This is a genomic window from Pontixanthobacter luteolus, assembly GCF_009828095.1.
Lineage (GTDB): Bacteria > Pseudomonadota > Alphaproteobacteria > Sphingomonadales > Sphingomonadaceae > Pontixanthobacter > Pontixanthobacter luteolus.
Genome location: NZ_WTYP01000001.1, coordinates 1,415,316 through 1,435,345 on the forward strand (window position 1 = coordinate 1,415,316; position 20,030 = coordinate 1,435,345).

The 20,030-nt window shown below is 59.2% G+C and carries 20 protein-coding genes; 12 read left to right on the plus strand and 8 right to left on the minus strand.

The window, feature by feature from the left end; all coding sequences use genetic code 11:
- Positions 1 to 22: 22 nt before the first annotated feature.
- Positions 23 to 2,338, minus strand: coding sequence for a DNA topoisomerase IV subunit A (gene parC, locus GRI43_RS06875; protein WP_160730270.1), 2,316 nt, complete (start codon positions 2,336 to 2,338; stop codon positions 23 to 25).
- A gap of 98 nt (positions 2,339 to 2,436) precedes the next feature.
- Here parC and GRI43_RS06880 point away from each other — a divergent pair, with 98 nt between their 5' ends.
- The 3 genes from GRI43_RS06880 (at position 2,437) to GRI43_RS06890 (ending at position 5,195) form a co-directional block, all read left to right on the plus strand.
- On the plus strand, positions 2,437 to 2,976 hold the full coding sequence (locus GRI43_RS06880; RefSeq protein ID WP_160730271.1) for a type 1 glutamine amidotransferase domain-containing protein: 540 nt from the start codon (positions 2,437 to 2,439) through the stop codon (positions 2,974 to 2,976).
- Positions 2,977 to 3,105: 129 nt separating this feature from the next.
- On the plus strand, positions 3,106 to 4,029 hold the full coding sequence (locus GRI43_RS06885; RefSeq protein ID WP_160730272.1) for a DUF4349 domain-containing protein: 924 nt from the start codon (positions 3,106 to 3,108) through the stop codon (positions 4,027 to 4,029).
- 167 nt (positions 4,030 to 4,196) lie between these two features.
- Positions 4,197 to 5,195, plus strand: a complete 999-nt coding sequence (locus tag GRI43_RS06890) for a DUF4349 domain-containing protein (protein ID WP_235903625.1) — start codon at positions 4,197 to 4,199, stop codon at positions 5,193 to 5,195.
- Here GRI43_RS06890 and GRI43_RS06895 read toward each other — a convergent pair.
- Genes GRI43_RS06895 through GRI43_RS06905 form a run of 3 tightly spaced genes read right to left on the minus strand, consistent with a single transcriptional unit; the run spans position 5,192 to position 7,595 of the window.
- Positions 5,192 to 5,524: a 2Fe-2S iron-sulfur cluster-binding protein gene (locus GRI43_RS06895; protein WP_160730273.1), complete on the minus strand. Its 333-nt coding sequence runs from the start codon at positions 5,522 to 5,524 to the stop codon at positions 5,192 to 5,194. The two genes, GRI43_RS06890 and GRI43_RS06895, sit on opposite strands and share 4 nt — an antisense overlap.
- On the minus strand, positions 5,524 to 6,609 hold the full coding sequence (locus GRI43_RS06900; RefSeq protein WP_160730686.1) for an aminotransferase class V-fold PLP-dependent enzyme: 1,086 nt from the start codon (positions 6,607 to 6,609) through the stop codon (positions 5,524 to 5,526). The genes GRI43_RS06895 and GRI43_RS06900 overlap by 1 nt, the downstream gene beginning before the upstream one ends.
- Positions 6,606 to 7,595, minus strand: coding sequence for a cysteine desulfurase family protein (locus tag GRI43_RS06905; protein WP_235903626.1), 990 nt, complete (start codon positions 7,593 to 7,595; stop codon positions 6,606 to 6,608). Before GRI43_RS06905 ends, GRI43_RS06900 begins: the two co-directional genes overlap by 4 nt.
- 177 nt (positions 7,596 to 7,772) lie before the next feature.
- On the opposite strand from GRI43_RS06905, the gene GRI43_RS06910 reads away from it, so the two are divergent.
- Both GRI43_RS06910 and GRI43_RS06915 read left to right on the plus strand, forming a co-directional pair.
- Positions 7,773 to 8,429: an alpha/beta hydrolase gene (locus tag GRI43_RS06910; protein ID WP_160730274.1), complete on the plus strand. Its 657-nt coding sequence runs from the start codon at positions 7,773 to 7,775 to the stop codon at positions 8,427 to 8,429.
- 147 nt (positions 8,430 to 8,576) lie between these two features.
- Positions 8,577 to 9,263 (plus strand): TonB family protein, encoded by a 687-nt coding sequence (locus GRI43_RS06915; RefSeq protein ID WP_160730275.1) that lies wholly within the window; start codon positions 8,577 to 8,579, stop codon positions 9,261 to 9,263.
- Positions 9,264 to 9,274: 11 nt separating this feature from the next.
- On the opposite strand, the gene GRI43_RS06920 is transcribed toward GRI43_RS06915, so the two are convergent.
- Positions 9,275 to 9,496, minus strand: a complete 222-nt coding sequence (locus GRI43_RS06920; protein ID WP_160730276.1) for a hypothetical protein — start codon at positions 9,494 to 9,496, stop codon at positions 9,275 to 9,277.
- A 135-nt stretch (positions 9,497 to 9,631) separates the two neighbouring features.
- Here GRI43_RS06920 and GRI43_RS06925 point away from each other — a divergent pair, with 135 nt between their 5' ends.
- The 4 genes from GRI43_RS06925 to GRI43_RS06940 all read left to right on the plus strand — a co-directional run bounded on the left by GRI43_RS06925 (position 9,632) and on the right by GRI43_RS06940 (position 14,257).
- Positions 9,632 to 9,991 (plus strand): DUF3597 domain-containing protein, encoded by a 360-nt coding sequence (locus GRI43_RS06925; protein ID WP_160730277.1) that lies wholly within the window; start codon positions 9,632 to 9,634, stop codon positions 9,989 to 9,991.
- 102 nt (positions 9,992 to 10,093) lie between these two features.
- Positions 10,094 to 11,959, plus strand: a complete 1,866-nt coding sequence (locus GRI43_RS06930; protein ID WP_160730278.1) for a DUF885 domain-containing protein — start codon at positions 10,094 to 10,096, stop codon at positions 11,957 to 11,959.
- A gap of 75 nt (positions 11,960 to 12,034) precedes the next feature.
- Entirely contained in the window at positions 12,035 to 12,565 is a 531-nt protein-coding gene (locus GRI43_RS06935) for a DUF421 domain-containing protein (RefSeq protein WP_160730279.1), read from the plus strand.
- Positions 12,566 to 12,646: 81 nt separating this feature from the next.
- Entirely contained in the window at positions 12,647 to 14,257 is a 1,611-nt protein-coding gene (locus GRI43_RS06940; RefSeq protein WP_160730280.1) for a DUF1570 domain-containing protein, read from the plus strand.
- Between the two features lie 22 nt (positions 14,258 to 14,279).
- Here the strand turns inward: GRI43_RS06940 and GRI43_RS06945 are convergent, their stop codons facing one another.
- The 3 genes from GRI43_RS06945 to GRI43_RS06955 all read right to left on the minus strand — a co-directional run bounded on the left by GRI43_RS06945 (position 14,280) and on the right by GRI43_RS06955 (position 16,954).
- Positions 14,280 to 14,783: a DUF937 domain-containing protein gene (locus GRI43_RS06945; RefSeq protein ID WP_160730281.1), complete on the minus strand. Its 504-nt coding sequence runs from the start codon at positions 14,781 to 14,783 to the stop codon at positions 14,280 to 14,282.
- Between the two features lie 30 nt (positions 14,784 to 14,813).
- Positions 14,814 to 15,137, minus strand: a complete 324-nt coding sequence (locus GRI43_RS06950) for a hypothetical protein (RefSeq protein WP_160730282.1) — start codon at positions 15,135 to 15,137, stop codon at positions 14,814 to 14,816.
- A 221-nt stretch (positions 15,138 to 15,358) separates the two neighbouring features.
- Positions 15,359 to 16,954: a phosphoenolpyruvate carboxykinase gene (locus tag GRI43_RS06955; RefSeq protein ID WP_160730283.1), complete on the minus strand. Its 1,596-nt coding sequence runs from the start codon at positions 16,952 to 16,954 to the stop codon at positions 15,359 to 15,361.
- 249 nt (positions 16,955 to 17,203) lie between these two features.
- On the opposite strand from GRI43_RS06955, the gene GRI43_RS06960 reads away from it, so the two are divergent.
- The 3 genes from GRI43_RS06960 to GRI43_RS06970 are packed head-to-tail and all read left to right on the plus strand — an operon-like array spanning position 17,204 to position 19,969.
- A complete protein-coding gene (locus tag GRI43_RS06960) occupies positions 17,204 to 17,977 on the plus strand; it encodes a response regulator transcription factor (protein ID WP_160730284.1) in 774 nt (257 codons plus the stop codon).
- Positions 17,970 to 19,550, plus strand: a complete 1,581-nt coding sequence (locus tag GRI43_RS06965; RefSeq protein ID WP_160730285.1) for an ATP-binding protein — start codon at positions 17,970 to 17,972, stop codon at positions 19,548 to 19,550. Before GRI43_RS06960 ends, GRI43_RS06965 begins: the two co-directional genes overlap by 8 nt.
- Positions 19,547 to 19,969, plus strand: a complete 423-nt coding sequence (locus tag GRI43_RS06970) for an HPr kinase/phosphorylase (RefSeq protein ID WP_160730286.1) — start codon at positions 19,547 to 19,549, stop codon at positions 19,967 to 19,969. Before GRI43_RS06965 ends, GRI43_RS06970 begins: the two co-directional genes overlap by 4 nt.
- Positions 19,970 to 20,030: the final 61 nt, after the last annotated feature.

Consider the following 20,030-nt stretch of genomic DNA (forward strand, 5'->3'; position numbering starts at 1 on the left):
GCCCTTTTCTTTATACCGCGTATCAGGTGAAACGATTGTCGCGCGGGAAACCTTGCGGCGGCATGCGGCCAGCGGCCCCGCGGGCCACCTTCCACTGCCATATTTCATTCTCGGTGCGGGTCCGGTCGCCCTTGCCGCCCATCGCCCAGCTAAGCCCCTCTTCCAGCTTGAAGGTCGTGGCATCGGACAGGCCGCCATCGCGGTAACGCTGCAACATTACGCCCTGCCCGCGGCCCAGGACCGGCAATTCCTCGAGGCTGAACACCACGAGCTTGCGGTTGTCGCCGACCACCGCAATGTGATCATGATCCTTGTCTATCTCGCGCAGGACCTGGAATTTGGCATCGCCCTTCAGATTGACGACCTGCCTGCCCTTCTTTGTTTCGGCCAGCATTTCGTCCATCTCTGCCGCGAAACCCTTGCCGTTCGACGCAGCGAGCAACAACTGCCCCTTGGGCCGGTACACAATCACCCCGATAATCTGCGATGCGGAATCGATATCCAGCGTGTTGCGGATCGGTTCGCCGAACCCGCGCGCACCGGGCAGCTTGTCGCCGCCAAGCGTGAAGAAACGGCCATTATCGGCAGCAATCAGCAGTTTGTCGGTGGTTTGCGCGTGCAGCGCGAAGGCCGGGCCGTCGCCTTCCTTGTATTTGAAATCGCCCATGCCGTCTTCCGAGGCGGCCAGATCGACATGCCCCTTGGCCCCGCGGATCCAGCCCTTCTGCGACAGAACAACCGTGATCGGTTCCTTCTCGATCATCGCATCCATGCTGAATTCGACGGTCGGCGCAGCTTCCGCAATGGTTGTCCGGCGGCGGCCAATCGCCGTGTCTTCGGCATATTCCTTGCGCAGTGATTTCAGATCGCGTTTGAGGCGGGTGCGTTGCCGTGCGGGTGAGCCGAGCAACGTTTCCAGTTCCTCCCGCTCTTTCAGCAAGTCATCGCGTTCACCGCGCAGTTGCATTTCTTCCAGCTTGCGCAGCGAACGGAGACGCATGTTCAGAATTGCCTCGGCCTGTCTGTCGGTGAGGCTGAATTCCTTGATCATCACCGCTTTCGGCTCGTCCTCGTAGCGGATAATCTCGATCACCCGGTCGAGGTTGAGGAACGCCACCAGATAACCTTCGACCAGTTCCAGCCGGGCGGCGATCTTTTCCAGCCGGTGGCGGCTGCGGCGCTGCAGGATGTCGATCTGGCTGGTGACCCAATGGCCCAGCAATTCCTTCAGCCCCATCACCATCGGCGTGCGCGAAGCGTCGAGCACGTTGAGGTTGAGGCCAAACCGGGTTTCAAGATCGGTCAGCTTGTACAGCGATTCCTTGAGCAGTTCCGGATCGACATTGCGGTTCTTCGGCACCAGCACGAGACGGATCTTCTCGTCGCTTTCATCGCGGATATCCTCGAGGATGGGCAGCTTCTTGTCGGCAATGAGCTGCGCGATCTGCTCGATCAGCTTGCCTTTTTGCACCTGGTACGGGATTTCGCTGATGACCAGCTGATACTGGCCCCCGCCCAATCGCTCGATACCTGCCTCGCGGTCTTCGGCCTTCTCCGCCTCTACCGCGTGGAACCGGCCGCGAATACGGAACGACCCGCGCCCGGTTTCATATGCCTTGGAAATGATTTCCGGACTGTCGACGATCAATCCGCCGGTCGGCAGGTCGGGCCCGTGGAACAGTTCCATCAGGCGCGGGTGTTCGACGTGGGGGTTGTCGATCAGTTCCAGCGTCGCATCGATAATCTCTGCAACATTGTGGCTGGGAATGTTTGTCGCCATGCCCACCGCGATACCGCTGGCACCGTTTGCCAGCAGATTGGGGAACAGGCCGGGCATAAGCTCCGGCTCTTCCTCTTCACCATTATAGGTCGGGATGAAATCGACCGTGCCTTCGTCCAGCCCCTGCATCAGCAGCATGGCGGTGCGCGTCAGCCGCGCTTCGGTGTAACGATAGGCGGCCGCGTTATCGCCGTCGATATTGCCGAAATTGCCCTGCCCTTCGACCAGCGGATAGCGGAGCGAAAAATCCTGGGCCAGGCGGACCATTGCATCATACGCCGCAGTATCGCCGTGCGGGTGGTATTTGCCGATCACTTCGCCGACGACGCGGGCGGATTTCTTGAACGTGTTTGACGGGTCCAGCTTGAGCTGGCGCATGGTCCACAAAAGGCGCCGGTGAACAGGCTTCAGCCCGTCACGCAAATCAGGCAACGAACGCGCCGTAATCGTGGACAGGGCATAGACCAGATACCGTTCCGACAGCGCGGAATCGAAAGGTGCATCGACGATCGCGTCGAACGGATCCGGTTCGGTATTTTCAATGTCGGTAGTCGCCATACGTTTCGCCTTATCACCGGCACGGCTCGCAGGACAATCCGGAACGATTCACTGTCCCCGCCCGTTGATCAGGCAAAAGCAATTCAAGGAGTTATTTTATGACAAACGTACTGATCATGGCCACCAACGGGTTCGAACAAAGCGAACTGATGGGTCCGATGAAACGTCTGAACGATGCCGGCATCGACACCACGGTCGCAAGCATCGAAACGGGTGAGATCAAAGGCTGGAAAGACGGCAATTGGGGCGAAAGCGTCAAAGTTGATACGACTCTGGGAGACGTATCGGTCGACGATTTTGACGCGCTGCTGCTGCCCGGCGGACAGATCAACCCGGATATTCTGCGGATGGAAAGCGATGCGATTGATATCGTGCGCAGCTTCAACATGCGCGGCAAACCAATTGCTGCAATCTGCCATGCGCCGTGGCTTCTGGTCGAGGCCGATATTGTGAAGGGCAAGACCGTCACGAGCTGGCCGTCGCTGCGGACCGATCTGACCAATGCAGGCGGCAAGGTCGTGGATCAGGAAGTGGCAGAAGATGGCAATCTGATCACGAGTCGCAACCCGGATGACATCCCTGCCTTCTCGGATGCCTTAATTGCCCAACTGAAAAATGCGATGGCCGAAGCAGCCTAAAAACGCAAATAATCAACAGCTTGAAAGGCCCTGCCGCGTGATCGCGGTGGGGCTTTTTGCATTTTGGCCTTGACCGATCGGCCTCGCGAGCCTCAATTGTGGCTAAATTATGGCGAGAAGGAGGCTGAAATGAGGCAGAATATGAAACGTCCGATGTTGGCTGGTTTTGCGATCCCGCTGCTGGGGCTGGCGGCCTGCGCTGAGGACCGGGGCGAAAGCACCGAAGCAGCTGCGGATATCGCGCAAAGCTATGAGGCGGACTCCGCAGCTGACGAGGTGGCGACTGAGGCCGGCTACTCAGCCGGGAGCGGGCCATCCGCATCCTCAGCCATTCCGGATCTCGGCAGTGTTGCGATCAATTTGCCCAAGCTGGCTTATACTTATGACTTCGCGTGGCGGATGCCGGGTGAAGACATCGGCAAGCTTCAGCGGCGCCACGCCGATCTCTGCGATCAACAGGGGCCGGCAAGCTGCCAGATTTTGGGCATGCGCAAGAACGGCGAGGTCGGCGATGAGGTGACCGGCGAATTGCAACTGGCTGTAGCCACCCGCCATGCGCGGGCGTTCGGCGCGTTGCTGGAGAAAGAAGCTGGCGAAAGCGGCGCAGAACAGATCTCCGCGAATATCGCGGCCGAAGAACTTTCCAAGGCTATCGTCGACACCGAAGCTCGGTTGGAGGCGCGAACCGCCTTGCGTGACCGGCTCCAGAATGTCCTGCGCACACGCAAAGGGACGGTCCGCGAACTGGTGGAGGCAGAGCGCGGCGTCGCGCAGGTCAATGAGGAAATCGATCAGGCACGCAGCTGGCTGAAGGAGATGCGCGGGCGGGTTGCCTATAGCCGGGTCAATATCCGCTATGAAACCGGAGCTGTCGCCCGCAACGACTTCCTCTCCCCGATCCAGGGTGCGCTCGGATCGCTCGGATCGATCTTCGGGTTCCTGATTGCGGCGCTGATCATGCTCGCCGCGGTGCTGGTTCCAATCGGCGGCCTGGTGCTTGGCGGCAGGGCAATCAATCGCAGGTTCGGCATCCGCCAGACTGCTGACGCCTAAGAAAGACAAGACTAACCGATAAGCTTGATGGGGCGGCTGCTTTCACTGCGAGAGCGGCCGCCCCTTCTGTTTCTCTCGCCTCCGCCAGAACATCTCCTGCACTTATGATATGTTGTCACATCACGTAAACTGGGATATGCCTTCACAGATGAAACAGGGAGAGTGAGATGAATTACAAGGTGTTGGCAGCCAGCGGCGTCGCAGCAATCGGCCTGTTGGCGGTTGTCGTGACCATGACCGAAAACTCGCAAAACGGAGGTGAGGAGATCATCGAACGTCTGACGATTATGGACCCCCCTTCACCTTCGACGAGCTACGACTACGTCGAACCAGCCCAGTCGATTTCTGCGCCTGCTGCCATGATGATACCACCCTCAGAAGCGGCGATGCCCGAGATTCCGGCTCTTGAAAACGAAGGCACAGCGATCGCCGGACAGCCGCGGATTGCATACCGCTTTGGATATGGCTTCCGCCTGCCGGAAGATGCCGTGAAGCCGCTACAGGACCGGCATGCGGATATGTGCGAAACACGCGGCCCAAATGTTTGCCGGATCATTTCGATGCAGCAAAGCGGAGAGGACGATGCCGCGCATCAAGGCAGCCTTCAACTTGCCGTTGCCGCCCCCATTGCTCGCAGTTTCGGCAAGGCAATAACCGGCGTGGCGCAAAATGCCGAAGGAGAGCTGGTATCTTCGTCAATCGATGGCGAAGATCTATCAAAGCAAATCGTCGACACCGAGGCACGCCTGCGCACCCGGATCGTGCTGAGGGACAGGCTGATGGAAGTGCTGCGAAGCAGGCGCGGAACCGTCGCTGAACTGGTCGAGGCAGAACGCGGTGTGGCCAAGGTCAATGAAGAGATCGATCAGGCGCGAAGCTGGCTTGCCGAAATGACTGGCCGTGTCGATTTCAGCCAGATGCATATTACATATTCGTCAGGCGCGGTGATTGCGCGCGAATCCAGCTTCACCGATCCCGTAACCGATGCCTTGAGCGCGGCGGGACCGACTTTCGGCGGTATGATCGGCGCGCTGATCCGGCTGCTGACATTCCTGCTGCCGCTCTTGCTGCTGGGCTGGCTGGCCGTCAAAGGCTGGCGCGCGGCGGGCCGTCCTGGTTCCGGATTGCTGAAAGGCCCGGAATACAACGAAATGCCAGTTGGCTAAAGCCCGCTCATATCGCGGCTTTCGCTGGGAATTCTTACGGTGATCCCGTCCAGTTCGTCAGTCAGTGCAATCTGGCAGGAAAGGCGGCTGGTTCGGGTGACACCGTAAGCGAGGTCTAGCATGTCTTCCTCTTCCTCGCTTGCCTCGGGCAATTTCCCAAACCAATCGGGATCGACAATCACATGGCATGTTGAACAGGCCATTTGACCTTCGCAGGTGCCCTCTAGCGGCATTCCCGCCGCCTGCCCCGCTGTCAGCAGGGATGTACCCGCTTCGGCGCGGGCTTCGGTGATCGCGCCATCGGGCGCCTGAAAGCGAACACAAACCATCAGATACCTTGCGCCTCTGCTGCTTCGAGGATTGATCTGGCTCCTGCCTCAAGATCCTCCATGCTGGTATAACGGCCGAAACCCAGCCTGATAGAGCTTTTGGCCTGTTTGTCGCTCAGCCCGATCGCCTTGAGAACATGGCTGGGCCGTCCGGACCCGCTGGCGCAGGCAGACCCGGCGGAAAAACACACATTGCGTGCATCGGACATCAGCCTCGCAACATCGAGACCGTCTTTGCGGATGTTAAGATTGCCCTTCCACCGGGCATCGGCGCTGCCATTCAATTCCCAGCCTGCGAACATTTCCCGCGCGCGGTCCCATAGCGCCGCAATATGTTCCGCGTCCTGCGCCATGCGCTCTTTCGCCTCTTTCGCAGCGGCACCGAAACCGGCGCACAAAGCCGGACTGAGCGTGCCGGACCTGAGCCCGCCTTCCTGTCCGCCGCCGGTCTGCACCTCAGTCAGGTCAAGACCATCGCGGATCCACAGCGCGCCCACGCCCTTGGGCCCGTGGAATTTGTGCGCGCTGATCGCGATCATGTCCGCACCGGTGACCTCGATCTTGCCATAGGCCTGCACAGCGTCGCACAGGAACAGCGCGTTCGCCTCCTTCGCACGGCGGTGCCATTCGACAGTGGGCTGGATTACGCCGATCTCGTTATTGACCTGCATCACCGCGACCAGCCGGGTGTCTGCCGGCATATCCTGCTTGATGTTGCACTGGCCGTCTTGCGCGACGTTCAGCTCGTGAAATTTGCCCAGCGACCGTGCGGTATCGCCCACTGCGGAATGCTCGATTGCGGAGAAGGAGACGCTGTCTTTTCCCTTTCCGCCTTTCGTGCCGCGAATGGCCAGATTGATCGCCTCGGTCGCGCCGCTGGTAAAAATGACCTTGCCGCCGGCCGGGAACAGCGCCGCAACTCTGTCCCGCGCCAGTTCGACAGCGGCGGCGGCAGCGCGGCCCATCCTGTGGGATGAATGGGGATTGCCGAAGCCCTGCCCGTCAGGCCCGTCGAGCCAGCGCAGCATGGCATCGCGTGCTTCGGGGGCAAGCGGAGTGGTTGCCTGATAGTCGAGATAGATCACGTCAGACCTACCCATGCCTGTGCAAAGCGTTCCAGATCTTCTGCCGCTGTGTTCCAGCCAATGCTGACGCGGATCGTGCGCGATGCGGTTTCATCGTCCACTCCGAATGCGTCGAGAACCCGGCTTTTCTTGAGCGTGCCGGATGAACAGGCGCTGCCCGCCGACACGGCAAACCCCATCGCATCCAGGCGGATCAACTGCGCCTGCGCGCTCAGGCTCGGGTGGGCGATCGACTTGATGAACATTGTTGTCATGCCATCTGCATCAACGATCACACCGCCATGGTCGGTCACAATTTCAGTCAATTCTATGAACTTGTCGCCAACATCAATGAACGGTTCCGGATCGTCTGGCGCCCATTGTTCGAGCGCCGCCGCCATACCCAATGCACCGGGCAGGTTTTCCGTCCCCTGACGGTATCCGCGCTCATGCCCGCCAATCGGATCGAGAAGCGCATAATCACGCACCAGCAATGCCCCGATCCCGATCGGCCCGCCGAATTTATGAGCCGATATCACCGCCATGTCGCAATCGGGGAGCGCGTGCTTGCCCGCGCTTTGCGAACAATCGCACAGCATCACGCCATTCCGGGAGCGGACCTGCTGTGCCAATTCGATGATCGGCTGCATTACGCCCGTCTCCGAATTCACATGCTGGACCGCAACTATCGCGGAGCCATCCGGTTGAAGCAGTCGATCCAGCGCGTCGCGGTCGACCAGCGGCCCTTGCAGCCCGACGACATCTGCACCGGGTGCCGCACGGAAAACTGCGTCATGTTCCGCCGCGCTCACGATCTGGCGGTCAGCTTTCGCGCGCTGCAATCCGATAGAAAGCGCCTCGCTCGCACCGCTGGTGAAGATCACTTCGCCGTTCCAGCCGAGAGCATTCTTGACCCGTGCGCGGGCATCCTCCAGCTCCTGTTTCGCCTTGCGCCCCTCTGCGTGCGGGCTGCTGGGATTGGCCCATTTCCGGAACCCGTCCTGCATCGCGGCCAGCGCTTCGGGCCGGATCGGTGAAGTCGCCGCATGGTCGAGATAGATACGGTCGGAAATAGCGCCCTCTGGATATGGTTATCACAATTGCGAAAATCGCATGTGACACTATATAGACAGGGAAATACGCCGCGCTACCCGCGCGTCCGCTACATCTGACAGGTTGAACTCATGCCATCCGTAATTTTTCCCGGTCCCGAAGGCCGTCTTGAAGGCCGCTACACACCCGCCCCGCGCCCGCGCGCGCCGGTCGCCATGATCCTGCACCCGCACCCACAAGGGGGAGGCACGATGAACGAGCGGATTACGCAAAAACTTTTCAAGACTTTCACCGACCGTGGATTTGCAACGCTGCGCTTCAATTTCCGCGGTGTCGGCCGCAGTCAGGGCAGCTTCGACAATGGCATTGGCGAATTGAGCGATGCGGCATCGGCACTCGACTGGGTGCAGTCTATTCATCCCGAAGCGCAAACGACGTGGGTTGCCGGCGTTTCGTTCGGCGCGCTGATCGGCATGCAATTGCTGATGCGCCGCCCGGAAGTGCGCGGCTTCATCTCGATCGCTCCGCCCGCAAACATGTACGACTTCAGCTTCCTTGCGCCCTGCCCCGCATCGGGCATCTTCATACAGGGAACCGCAGACACCGTTGTTCAGCCGAGCGCGGTGCAGAAACTGGTCGACAAGCTGCGCACGCAGAAACACATCACCATCCATCACGAAGAGATCCCGCGGGCGAACCACTTCTTCGAGAACGAGCAGGATGAACTGATGGCCTCGGTCGACAATTACCTCGATTTCCGCCTGGACCCGGCCTGCCCGATCAAGTGATTGTGGGCTAACGCCCCGCACAGCCTGAATTCCTACACACCTGAAATCAGTGGCAAATTGCCACGCGATATACCTTGCTCTTCAAATGTTATGTTGTAACATTGCGCTATTGGAGGCCGCTAAGAGGTCGCAACAGGAGAGCAAGCCATGTCCTATATCGATCAAGGCACGCGGACGAACAAGCCCGCCGCCATTGCCGCAGTTATCGCTATCCATGCCGGCCTCGGCTATGTGCTGGTCAGCGGACTGTCGACGGTAATCGACATCCTCGATCCGCCACCTCCGCTCACAGGCACAACGGTCATCGACCTTCCGCCGTCGCCCCCGCCGAAAGAGGTGGAAGAAGCGGTCAAGCCAAAGGCACCGGTGAGGAACGAGAACGTGACCGCTCCAGACCTTCCGATAACGATTGTCGTGAATGAGGCCGATTTCATCGTCGAACCGACTTTCGATGATTTCGCGGACGAATTGATCCTGAAGCCCGGTACGGGTGCTGGTCTTGGCGGCGGGACGAAGCCAGCCGATCCCCCTGCGTTCGATCCAGTTGCAGCTGCGCCGAAGAACAATCCGGGAGACTGGGTGAGCCAATCCGATTACCGGTCCAGTTGGGTCCGCAAGGAATTTGACGGTCTGGCCCGCTTCAAACTGACGGTCAGCGCCAGCGGCAAAGTCGAAAACTGCCAGATTACCGGATCGACTGGCCATAACGTTCTCGACCAGGCGACTTGCAAACTGGTCCAGCGCCGCGCGCGTTTCGAACCGGCCCGCAACAGCAGCGGCAAAAAGGTCAGCGGTACCTATACCAATGCAGTGCGCTGGCAGCTGCCCGAATAGACCTTACGAAATCACGAGCCTGCAACTGGCCCCTCGATCTGGTCCAACCGGTCGAGGGGCGCTTTTCCTTCGTCGTCGGGAAGTGTCCAGATCGCGATATTGACTGCCGCAATTATGGCCAGAACGACCATCAGCAGAACCTGCTTGATCGGACCGCCTTTTCGCCACAGCAAAAATGCCCCGAATAGAAGTGCGACAACCGCGAGCGCCAAGATCGAAAGAACTGTATTCATATCGTTCGGATAGCGCTTTTTACCAGTATGTGTCACCCTGAAAGAGTGGAACTAAAGCGACTCTGGACCGTTACATGTCTGAGTCGCAAATCTGCGGTAAAACTCACATTTCGAAATAGACGGGAGAATTAGGTAATGGGTATTTTCAGCTCGATCAAAAACGCGATCTTCGGCAAAAAAGAAGAGAAAGCAGCACCGACGGCACCGGTCACGCCAGCTGCCAGCACCCAGCCAGCTGCGATCAGCGAAGTTGATGTTGCTGCCCGTCTTGATGCGATGGACGGTTCCGACAAACTGAACTGGCGCACGTCGATCGTCGACTTGATGAAGCTGATTGGCGTGGATTCTTCCTTCGCCAATCGCAAGGAATTGGCCGGTGAACTCGGCGACACGAATTATTCCGGATCGGCTGAAGAGAATATCTGGTTGCACAAGAAAACGATGCAGGAACTGGCCAAGAATGGCGGCAAGGTTCCAGCCGAATTCCTCGACTGATCTGTCAGACATTGAACTGGAAGGGGCGGGCGTTTGCTCGCCCCTTTTTTGTGGGCGCATGACGGTTTGACACGGTGCCTGCGCCGCGCCACACACTCAGCCATGACCACACCACAATTTCAGATAACTCGCCGTCAAGCCATCGCAGGCCTTGGCGCCACAACCGCTGTCACACTTGGCGGCTGCACGACCATCGCCGCTGGCGAAGGCACAATTGCAGCGTCTGCCCAGACGCGCAGCACCCAGTTCATGCTGGAAAAAGTTGCATACAATTTGCTTCAGCATGAGCCTGAGAGAGCCACCGGGCTCGGCGTCGACACCGGCGATCATTCCGGTCTGCGAGGCAAGCTGGAAGATCAGTCGCCAGAGGGGCAGGCAGCCTATGCAGCTCAGCTCAAAACCGATTTGCAGATTATCCGCAGCTGGCCACGTGAAGGCCTCGATGCGGAACACATCACCAATCTTGAGGTCGTGCAAAGCGGATACGAGACGGCGCTGGCCGGTTTCGCCTTGCCATACGGCGATGTCCCGGTCGGCAGCTGGCGCACCGCGCCCTATGTCGTGATCCAGAATGTCGGGAGTTATCTCGACCTGCCCCGTTTCATGGGCTCCACTCACCCACTCGCCGATGTTGAAGATGCCGAAGCGTATCTTGCGCGGCTTGAAGCCGTCCCCGGCGTTTTCGCGGGCGAGCTGGAACGGATGAAGCAGGCCCGGGCAATGGGCGTGGTTCCGCCTGATTTCCTACTTGCGAAGGCAGTCAGCCAGATGAAGGCGACGCTGGGTGACCTGATGCAGGGCGGCGGATCTTTGGTCGATCCATTGCGCACAGCCGGTGCCACCCTGCCCGGCGCCCGCAAATGGGCGACCGAAGGAGAGAAGATCACTCTCGAGAAGGTTGCCCCGGCACTGGAAGCGCAGCTTGCCGAACTGTTCAAGGAACAGACTGTAGCCACGGGCGATCCCGGAATGCGCGAGCGGCCTTTTGGTGAGGAATGGTATTCCTGGGCGCTGCGTTCCAGCACCACGACCAGCAAGACGCCGGATGAAATTCACCGGCAGGGCCTCGCCGAACTGGAGGAACTGCACGGCAAGATGGACCCGATCCTGCGCGAAATCGGCTATACCACCGGCAGTGTCGGTGAACGCATGCAGGCACTGAGCCAAGACCCGCGCTACAAATTTGCCGAAGGTGATCCCGGCCGCGCGGAAATCATGGAATTCATCAATGAACGGGTCGACTGGATCAAGGCGCAAATGCCGCGCGCGTTCAACACTCTGGTCGATCCCAATATGGAAATCCGCCGCCTGCCACCCGCCGAAGAACCCGGCGCACCCGGCGCATATGGCGGAGCAGGCAGCAAGGACGGATCAATCCCGGGCCGCATGTGGATCAATCTGCACACCACCGACTTGCACCGGAAGTACGATCTTGCCGATCTGACATATCATGAGACTATACCCGGCCACGTCTGGGAGGGTGAGTATTCCAATCGTCTGCCACTGATCCGGTCGATCCTGGCGTTCAATCCGTTCAGCGAAGGCTGGGGGCTTTATGCCGAGCAGCTGGCCGACGAGCTTGGCGCGTATGACGATTTCAAGGTTGGCCGCCTCGGTTACCTGCAATCACTCGCCTTCCGTGCCTGCCGGATGGTGGTCGACACGGGCCTGCATTCGAAAGGCTGGAGCCGCGAGCGCGCGGTCAACTTCTTCGTCGAACGCAACGGATCGAAAAAGCAGGAAGTCGCCAGCGAAGTCGACCGTTATTGCAGCTGGCCAGGTCAGGCCACGGGCTACAAGCTGGGCCACAGCGAAATCGTCAGCCAGCGCAGCCGCGCACAGACCGAGCTGGGCGGCAAATATGATTTCAAGGCTTTCAACGATGCTGTCATTCTTGGCGGCAACGTTCCGATGGATGTGCTGGCCAAGAACGTCGACCGTTATATCGGATCCGCAACCGGCGCCTGAGGGAACAATGCCGCAGCTGGTTCGCTCCCTTAACAAGAGCGAACGCAGCTGCGTGCGCGTTTCCAAGGGGCCAGAATGTTTTTTCCATCCGATCCTGTCATCGATGCCATCGTCCGGGGGCTTTTGCTTTCGATCATTGCGATGGTCTGGGTAGTGCTGCTGATCCGCACAAACGGGCTTCGCTCACTTTCGAAAATGACCAATTTCGACTTCGTCATGACAGTCGCGCTGGGCTCGCTGGTCGCCGGTGCCTCTCAAGCGAGCGATTGGCCGACGCTGGCTCAGGTCGGCGCAGCAATGCTGGCCCTGTTTGTGTTCCAGAACATTTCGTCCCGGCTGCGCAAAAGCTCGGACAAGGTAGAAAGTGCGATGCAGAATGATCCCGTCCTGCTGATGAAGGACGGGAAAATTTGCCACGAGGCGCTGAAGGCAGAACGGGTCGCACAATCGGATCTCATCGCGAAGCTGCGCGAAGCAAACGCCCTTGAATTCTCCAAGATCAGGGCGGTCGTGTTAGAGACAACAGGTGACGTTTCGGTTCTGCATGGCGACACTGAAGTCGATACGCGACTGACAGAGAATGTGAGAGACTTAAGCCAGAAATAAAACCGGCCCAAACAACACTCTGTAACTTCGTAGTTCTTCCGCTATCATCGGTGCGAACGAACAGACTACGGGTTGGGATTTATGATTTATCGCTTGCTGGCACTCGTCGCCGCATCTTTCCTCGTTTTGCCGAATAGTGCCCAAGCAAAGTGGCGGGTCGCGGAAAGCGATTATTTCGTCGTCTATGCAGATGATAGCGAGAAAGATATTCGCGAGTTTGCGCAGATGCTGGAAAGCTATCATGCCGCGATGGAGTATGTGAGCGGCCGCACCGTGCCCAAACCCAGCCCGTCCAACAGAGTTACGATCTTTGCGGTCGGCAGCCGTCGCAGCTTGCAGAAACTTTATGGTGAGAACAGCCGATACATCGGCGGCTTTTATGTTCCCCGTGCTGGCGGATCGCGCGCATTCGTCCCCGACATCCGGATGAGCAACCGCGAACCGACCGCTTCCATGCGAACGCTGCTCCACGAATACGCGCATCACTTCATGATCTCGGGCTCGCGGTTCGCAATGCCGCGCTGGATCAACGAGGGCGCAGCCGAATTCTTCGCTTCGGCAAAGTTCCCCGCTAACGGAAACGTGGTGGTGGGCCGCCCCGCCAACCACCGTGCAAACGAGCTGTTTTATGCCGACAAGGTTTCGGTCCGCGAATTGTTCGACCGCGAACTTTACGCTGAAAATCGCGGGAAGCGGTATGACGCATTCTATGGCCGCAGCTGGCTGCTGTATCATTACCTGACCTTCAATCAGGAACGTCAGGGACAAATGAGGGCGTATCTGGCCGCGCTGGTCGGTGGCCAGGATGCGCTTGACGCTGCACAATCAGCCTTTGGCGATCTGGACCAGCTTGAAGATGAGCTGGACAAATATCAGCGCGCCAAGCGGATGTATAACTTCACGATCAGTCCCGACAAACTGGAGACAGGGGCGATTACAGTCCGCGAAGTAAGCGAAGGGCATGACAAGGTTTTGCCGCTGCAAATCGTCTCCCAGCGCGGCGTCAACCGCGAAGAGGCGATAGAGTTGCTCGAAGAGGTCCGCGAGATTGCGGAAGAATACCCGGCTGACGCGGCGGTTCAGGCAGTCTTGGCCGAAGCCGAGCATGACGCCGGCAACTACGCAGAAGCCATCGCCGCAGCTGACAGGGCCATCGCGGCGAACTCTGGCACCAAAAACGCTTATATCCAGAAAGGTTATTCGCTGTTCAGGCTGGCAGCTGACGCTGAAGATCGCGGCAAGGCCTATGGCGAAGCGATGGTGCCATTCTCAAAACTCAACAAACTGGAAAACGATCACCCTCTGCCGCTGATCCATTACTACCGCAGCTACGCAGAGCGCGGGCTGGAACCACCGGAACAGGCCAAGCACGCCCTTGAGCGGGCAGCACAGCTGGCACCTTTCGATCAGGGGCTGTGGATGAGGGTCGGCAGGATGCAGGCACAAGAAGGCAAGATCGGCTTGGCATCGCACAGCGTTCGTCCGCTGATGGCCAACCCGCATGGCGGACGGCTGGCAGCTGAAGCACGTCGGTTCGTCGCGGCTCTGGAAAAGGCACCCGAGGGCGAGCCTTTCGACGTCTCTATGCTGTCATCCATGCCGGTGGTCGAAATCGTGCCGACTGATGGTGATGACGAGGGCGCCTCCGAGCCGGACGGCGCAGACGAATCAGGAAACAGCGGCGGGGCCTGATAACGGCCCCGCCGCCGCCTGGTTACCTGGTCATCATGCCGGTAACGATGGAGCCGAGAATGCCGCCCAGCGCTCCTCCGCCCTGTTGCTGCGCCCCGCCACCTGCGGCGTTCTTGGCCATATAACCAGCCGCCGCCATCGCCAGAATCGGCAACATTTTCTTCAGGATCGCTTCATCGATCCCGGTCAGTGCAGCAACTTCGCCAGCGACGCCGCGGCTCACATCCTTGCTGCCAAAGATTGTACCGAGGATATCGTTCCCCTGTTGGGTTGGCGTTGGTGACTGGCCGAGAACTGCGTCGAGCATGTTACCGCCCCCGCCGCCAAGAATGGCACCTGCCAGACCGCCAAGACCGCCTAGCGGATCGCTGGTGGCCGCACCGCCAGTCGCACTGCGGCCCATGCCTGCCACGATTGCGGGCAACAGCGCACCGGCGCCCACCTTTGCTGTCTGCGGGTCGATACCCAGTTCGCCGGCCATGCTTTCGATGACGCCGCTTTGCTGTAACATTTGTGCAAGGCTCATACTGCCCTCCTGATTGTAATAGGGTTCAGTTCATTTCTTGCCGAAAAGCTTGCCGGCAAACCCGGCAATCTCGTCCAGCGGATTACCGTCGCCATCCTGATCGATCATCGCAGCGAACTTGCTCAGCGATCCTTCGCCGCCAACATGCTGCACGATCTGGTTGAGCACGCCGGTGTCCAGCCCGGTCTTGGCAGATGCGAGTTCGACCGTGTCGCCTTGCATCTGATGGGTCTGGCCAAGTGCCGCGATCGCCTTTTCCGCCATCGCGGGATCGATGCCGATCTTGTCGGCAAGGTTCGCAACATCATCCGGCGCGCCGCCGATGTTTTTAAGAATTTCGTCGAAAAGACCCAATGTTATTCTCCTGCTATTTCAGTCAGGAGTATCATGTCCGAATACGGACCAATGTAAAGGGGCTGAACGTTCGCCCGATCATTCGGCAGAAGCCTGCCCCTCAGACCCATTTATCCATAATATCAATATCTTGGACCGCGAAATGACCGGCGGCCACGAAAAAGGCCCCCTTCCCCCTCAAGGGAAAGAGGCCTTTCCTCTCCAACTGGAAATCAGTCTGGTCAGGCAGCCGTCGGCGCAGCCTTGCGCACGCCTTCGTCGACATGCTCTTCAAATTCCGAGAAATTGTCGACGAACAGCTGCACCAGCTTTTGAGCGGTGCGGTCGTATTCCTCACCGTCAGCCCAGGTCGAGCGGGGGTCGAGGATGCTGCTTTCGACGCCCGGAACAGCCACTGGCACTTCGAAACCGAAATTCGGGTCTTTGCGGAATTCAGCGTTGTTGAGCGATCCGTCGAGTGCCGCATTGAGTAGGGCCCGCGTTGCCTTGATCGGCATGCGGTTGCCAACACCGTACTTGCCGCCGGTCCAGCCGGTGTTGACCAGCCAGCAGGCAACCCCGCCCTTGGCGATGCGCTCTTTCAAAAGATTGCCGTAAACACTTGGGTGGCGCGGCATGAAAGGTGCACCGAAACAGGTGCTGAAAGTGGCCTCTGGCTCGGTCACGCCGATTTCAGTGCCGGCAACCTTCGCGGTGTATCCCGACAGGAAGTGATACATTGCCTGATCGGGCGTTAGCCGCGAAATCGGAGGCAATACGCCGAAGGCATCTGCGGTAAGCATGATGACATTGCTCGGCACCGGGCCAAGATTGTCTTCCGATGTGTTGGGGATCGATTCGATCGGATAGGCACCGCGGGTATTCTCCGCGAGCGAGTTGTCGTCGAAGTCCAGTTCGCGGGTTTCGGGGTCCATCACGACGTTTTCAAGAACCGTCCCGAACTTGCGCGTGGTGGCGTAGATTTCCGGCTCGGCTTCTTCCGAGAGGCGGATCATCTTTGCGTAGCAACCGCCCTCGAAATTGAAGACCGCGGTGTCCGACCAGCCATGTTCGTCGTCGCCGATCAGTGTACGGCTGGCATCAGCCGAAAGCGTGGTCTTACCGGTGCCCGACAGGCCGAAGAATACGGCGGTCTTTCCGTCAGAACCAATATTCGCCGAACAGTGCATCGGCATCACGCCCTTGGCCGGCAGCAGATAATTCAGGATGCCGAACACGCTCTTCTTCATCTCGCCAGCATATTTCGTGCCGCCGATCAGGATCAGCTTCTCTGCCAGATTGACCGCAATCACGGTTTCGCTGCGCGTCCCATGGCGTTCCGGATCAGCGCGGAAGCTGGGCAGATCGATGATCGTATATTCAGGGGTGAAATCGGCGAGTTCATCCGCAGTCGGGCGAACCAGCAGAGTGCGAATGAACAGGTTGTGCCATGCCAGTTCGTTGATCACGCGAACATTTACGCGGTATTCCGGCTGCGATCCGCCAAACAGGTCAGCCACGTAGAGCGTGTCCTTCTGTCCAACAGCGGCGAGGAAATCCTGTTTCAGATTCGCGAAGTGTTCAGCGGTCATCGACTTGTTGACCTTGCCCCACCAGACCGTGTCTTCGGTCGTATCGTCGCGAACGATGAATTTGTCGTTCGCAGAACGGCCGGTGTGCTGCCCGGTTTCAACAACCAGCGGCCCGTGCTTCGCCAGGCGGCCTTCGCCGTTGGCAAGTGCCTGTTCAACCAATTGTGCCGTACCCAGATTGGGATGGATCGTGGCCGAAGTTTCGATGTTCTGGCTGGCAAGCGGGAATGAAAGCGGGGTTGTCACAAATGTCTCCTGACCCGGCCAACAAGCGCGGGATTTTAGGTCGCTACGGTGGTAACCGATTCGCCTGCATACGAATGCACCGGCGTTCGCTAGCCGCATAATCATCCCGCGCCGCTACGTCAAACCGGCGGGCGCTCACGCGGCCTGAAATCAGGTTGGGCGCAGGATTTCGCCGCTCTCGCGTTGTCTAGCGCGGTAGAAATCGCTACTTCACCGGCAATCGAAATATTCAGTGTGCTTGGAGAGGGAATGTCGCAACCGCAGCAGCGGTCCGTGATCGGACATGGCGAGGAACCTGCCGACGGGCAGCAAGTGATCGCGCTTGTCGATGATGACCGCAATATCCTGACGACAGTTTCGATTGCGCTGCAGGCGGAAGGGTATGCAACGCGCCTGTATTCCGACGGCCAAGCAGCCCTGAAAGCCTTGCTGGAAAATCCGCCAGACCTCGCCGTTTTCGACATCAAGATGCCGCGCATGGACGGGATGGAACTGCTTCGCCGATTGCGCCAGAATTCCGCCCTTCCCGTCATTTTCCTGACCAGCAAGGATGATGAACAGGACGAGGAGGCCGGGCTTGCTCAGGGCGCGGATGATTACATCGCCAAACCTTTCAGCCTGCGCCTGCTGCTCGCCCGCATCCGCGCAATCCTGCGCCGCAGCGATGCGCGGGCTGCGATCATTACCGGGCCAGAGGGTGATGAAGGCAGCAATCCCGCTGGGACGATTGAACGCGGCCGGTTGTCGATGGACCCTGCCCGCCATCATGTGACCTGGAATGACAAACCCGTATCACTCACGGTAACCGAATTCCTCATCCTGGAAGCCCTTGCTGCGCGTCCCGGGGTGATCAAGTCACGCAACCAGTTGATGGACGCGGCCTATCCCGACGATATCTTCGTGGATGACCGTACGGTGGATAGCCACATCAAGCGGATGCGGCGCAAATTCCGCAGCGTGGATTCCGATTTCAATGCGATAGATACGCTTTACGGCGCGGGATACAGCTTCACCGATGGCTGACAGCACGATTGGAGAAAAGCTGGAAGCTGGCTTGGACAAGCTCAGCTGGTCCAGCTGGATCTCGCTCACTTCCCGTATTCTTGCAGTGAACATACTGCCGCTTGCCTTGCTTGGCGGCGGTATTTTCTACCTCGACGGTTACCGCAAACAGCTGCTCGACGAACGCTACAAACTTGCCCGGATCGAGGCGCAGATTACCGCAGAGGCGCTGGCGGGGGCGACCCGCGAACGACAGGAAGCGCTGCTCATCCAAATCGGCAAGGAACAGCGGATGCGCCTGCGCATGTTCGATGCGGAAGGAAATTTGTGGGCCGACAGTTTTGCGCTGGACGAACCTGCCTTTGCATTCGACGATGTGGGGCAGGATACGTGGCGGGAAGATTTCGCCCAGATGCTGGACCGCGCGGTGGACACGATCGTCGGCGCCGAACCGATCCCGGATTACATCGAGCCGGCAGAGGCGCAGGCCGATTCCTGGCCCGAACTTGCAAGAGCGCGCGAACAAGGTCTGTCGCAGATCCAGCTGCGTGATGCGCCTGACGGGACCCCTGTAATCAATGCGGCGGCGCCTGTGGGACTGAAGGGGTCGACCCTGCTTACCACCCGCAATGCCGTGGACATCACCGAAACCGTTCGCAGCGCCCGCACAACGCTGGTCGGCGCGGTGTTCCTTGCGCTGTTTATCTCCATCGCGCTGTCGCTTTATCTGGCGCGGACCATTGTCCTGCCGCTTCGTTCACTGGCCAAGGCCGCAATCCGGGTGCGGCTCGGGCGGGAACGCGAAGTCGAAGTACCTCGCCTGCCTGAAAGAGCAGATGAAATCGGCCTGCTCGCACGCGCTGTCTCGGATATGACCGACGCCCTGCGGCTGCGCATCGATGCCGTCGAACATTTCGCTGCCGATGTCGCCCACGAGATCAAGAACCCGTTGGCCAGTCTGCGCAGCGCAATCGAGTCGCTCGCTCGGGTCGATGATCCGGAACTCCGCAAACAATTGACCGACATTGCATCGCATGACGTTCGCCGGATCGACCGGCTGGTAACGGAAATCTCCGATGCGAGCCGGATCGATGCCGAAATGTCGCGCGCGAAGTTCGAACCGATCGATCTGGCCGCTCTTGCCGAAGCGATTATCGAGCGGCGAGAATACCGCGATGAAAACCGCAACCTTTCAGTTGAAGTAGCAAAACCACTTGGCGCCGCGAACGTGATGGGCGTACCCGTGAGGCTAGAGCGTGTGATCGAAAACCTGCTCGACAATGCGGTCTCATTTTCCCCGCAGAACGGTCGCATCGACATGCAAATCAATATCGAAGACCAGACCGTGCGCCTGACGGTGTGCGACCAAGGTCCGGGCATTCCGGAGGATGCGCGCGAGAAAGTCTTCCAGCGCTTCCATTCGCTGCGGCCCGATGCCGAAGCCTTCGGTAATCATAGCGGCCTGGGCCTCGCCATCGCCAGAACGATTGCAGAGGCGCATGGAGGGTCGCTGTTCGCACAAAGCCGCGCCGATGGCACAAACGGTGCGTGCCTCATCCTGTCACTGCCGCACGTTGTCGAAAACGCGTTATGACCGGCACGACGCTGCGCCAGGCGACAGCGGTGTCGATCGAAGGCCGCGGAATGTTGATCGAAGGTTCGCCGGGCGCGGGAAAGACTTCTCTTGCCCTGACGCTGATTGATCGCGGTGCGATGCTGATCGGGGATGATGGCGTGACGCTCGATGTGCAGAACGGCCGTCTGCATGCTTCCCCTCCGCCAAACACCGAAGGCCTGATTGAAATACGGAATGTCGGGATCGCGGCGCTGCCCGTCACAGATGCGCCGGTTTGCCTTGTCCTTGCGCTGACCGTTGATGCGCCGCGCTATGTCGAGCAGGCTGAAATTATAGATATTGAAGGTCACGCAATACCGCGGCTGCAATTCGACCCACGCCTGTCGCCTGCGGCGACACGGGTGCATTGGGCAATGCGGATCCATGGATTGCCATGATCGCTGCCTTTCCTGTGAAAGACCTTTGCAGGCGGCAGTTTTAGGCCCAGACCACGAAGCC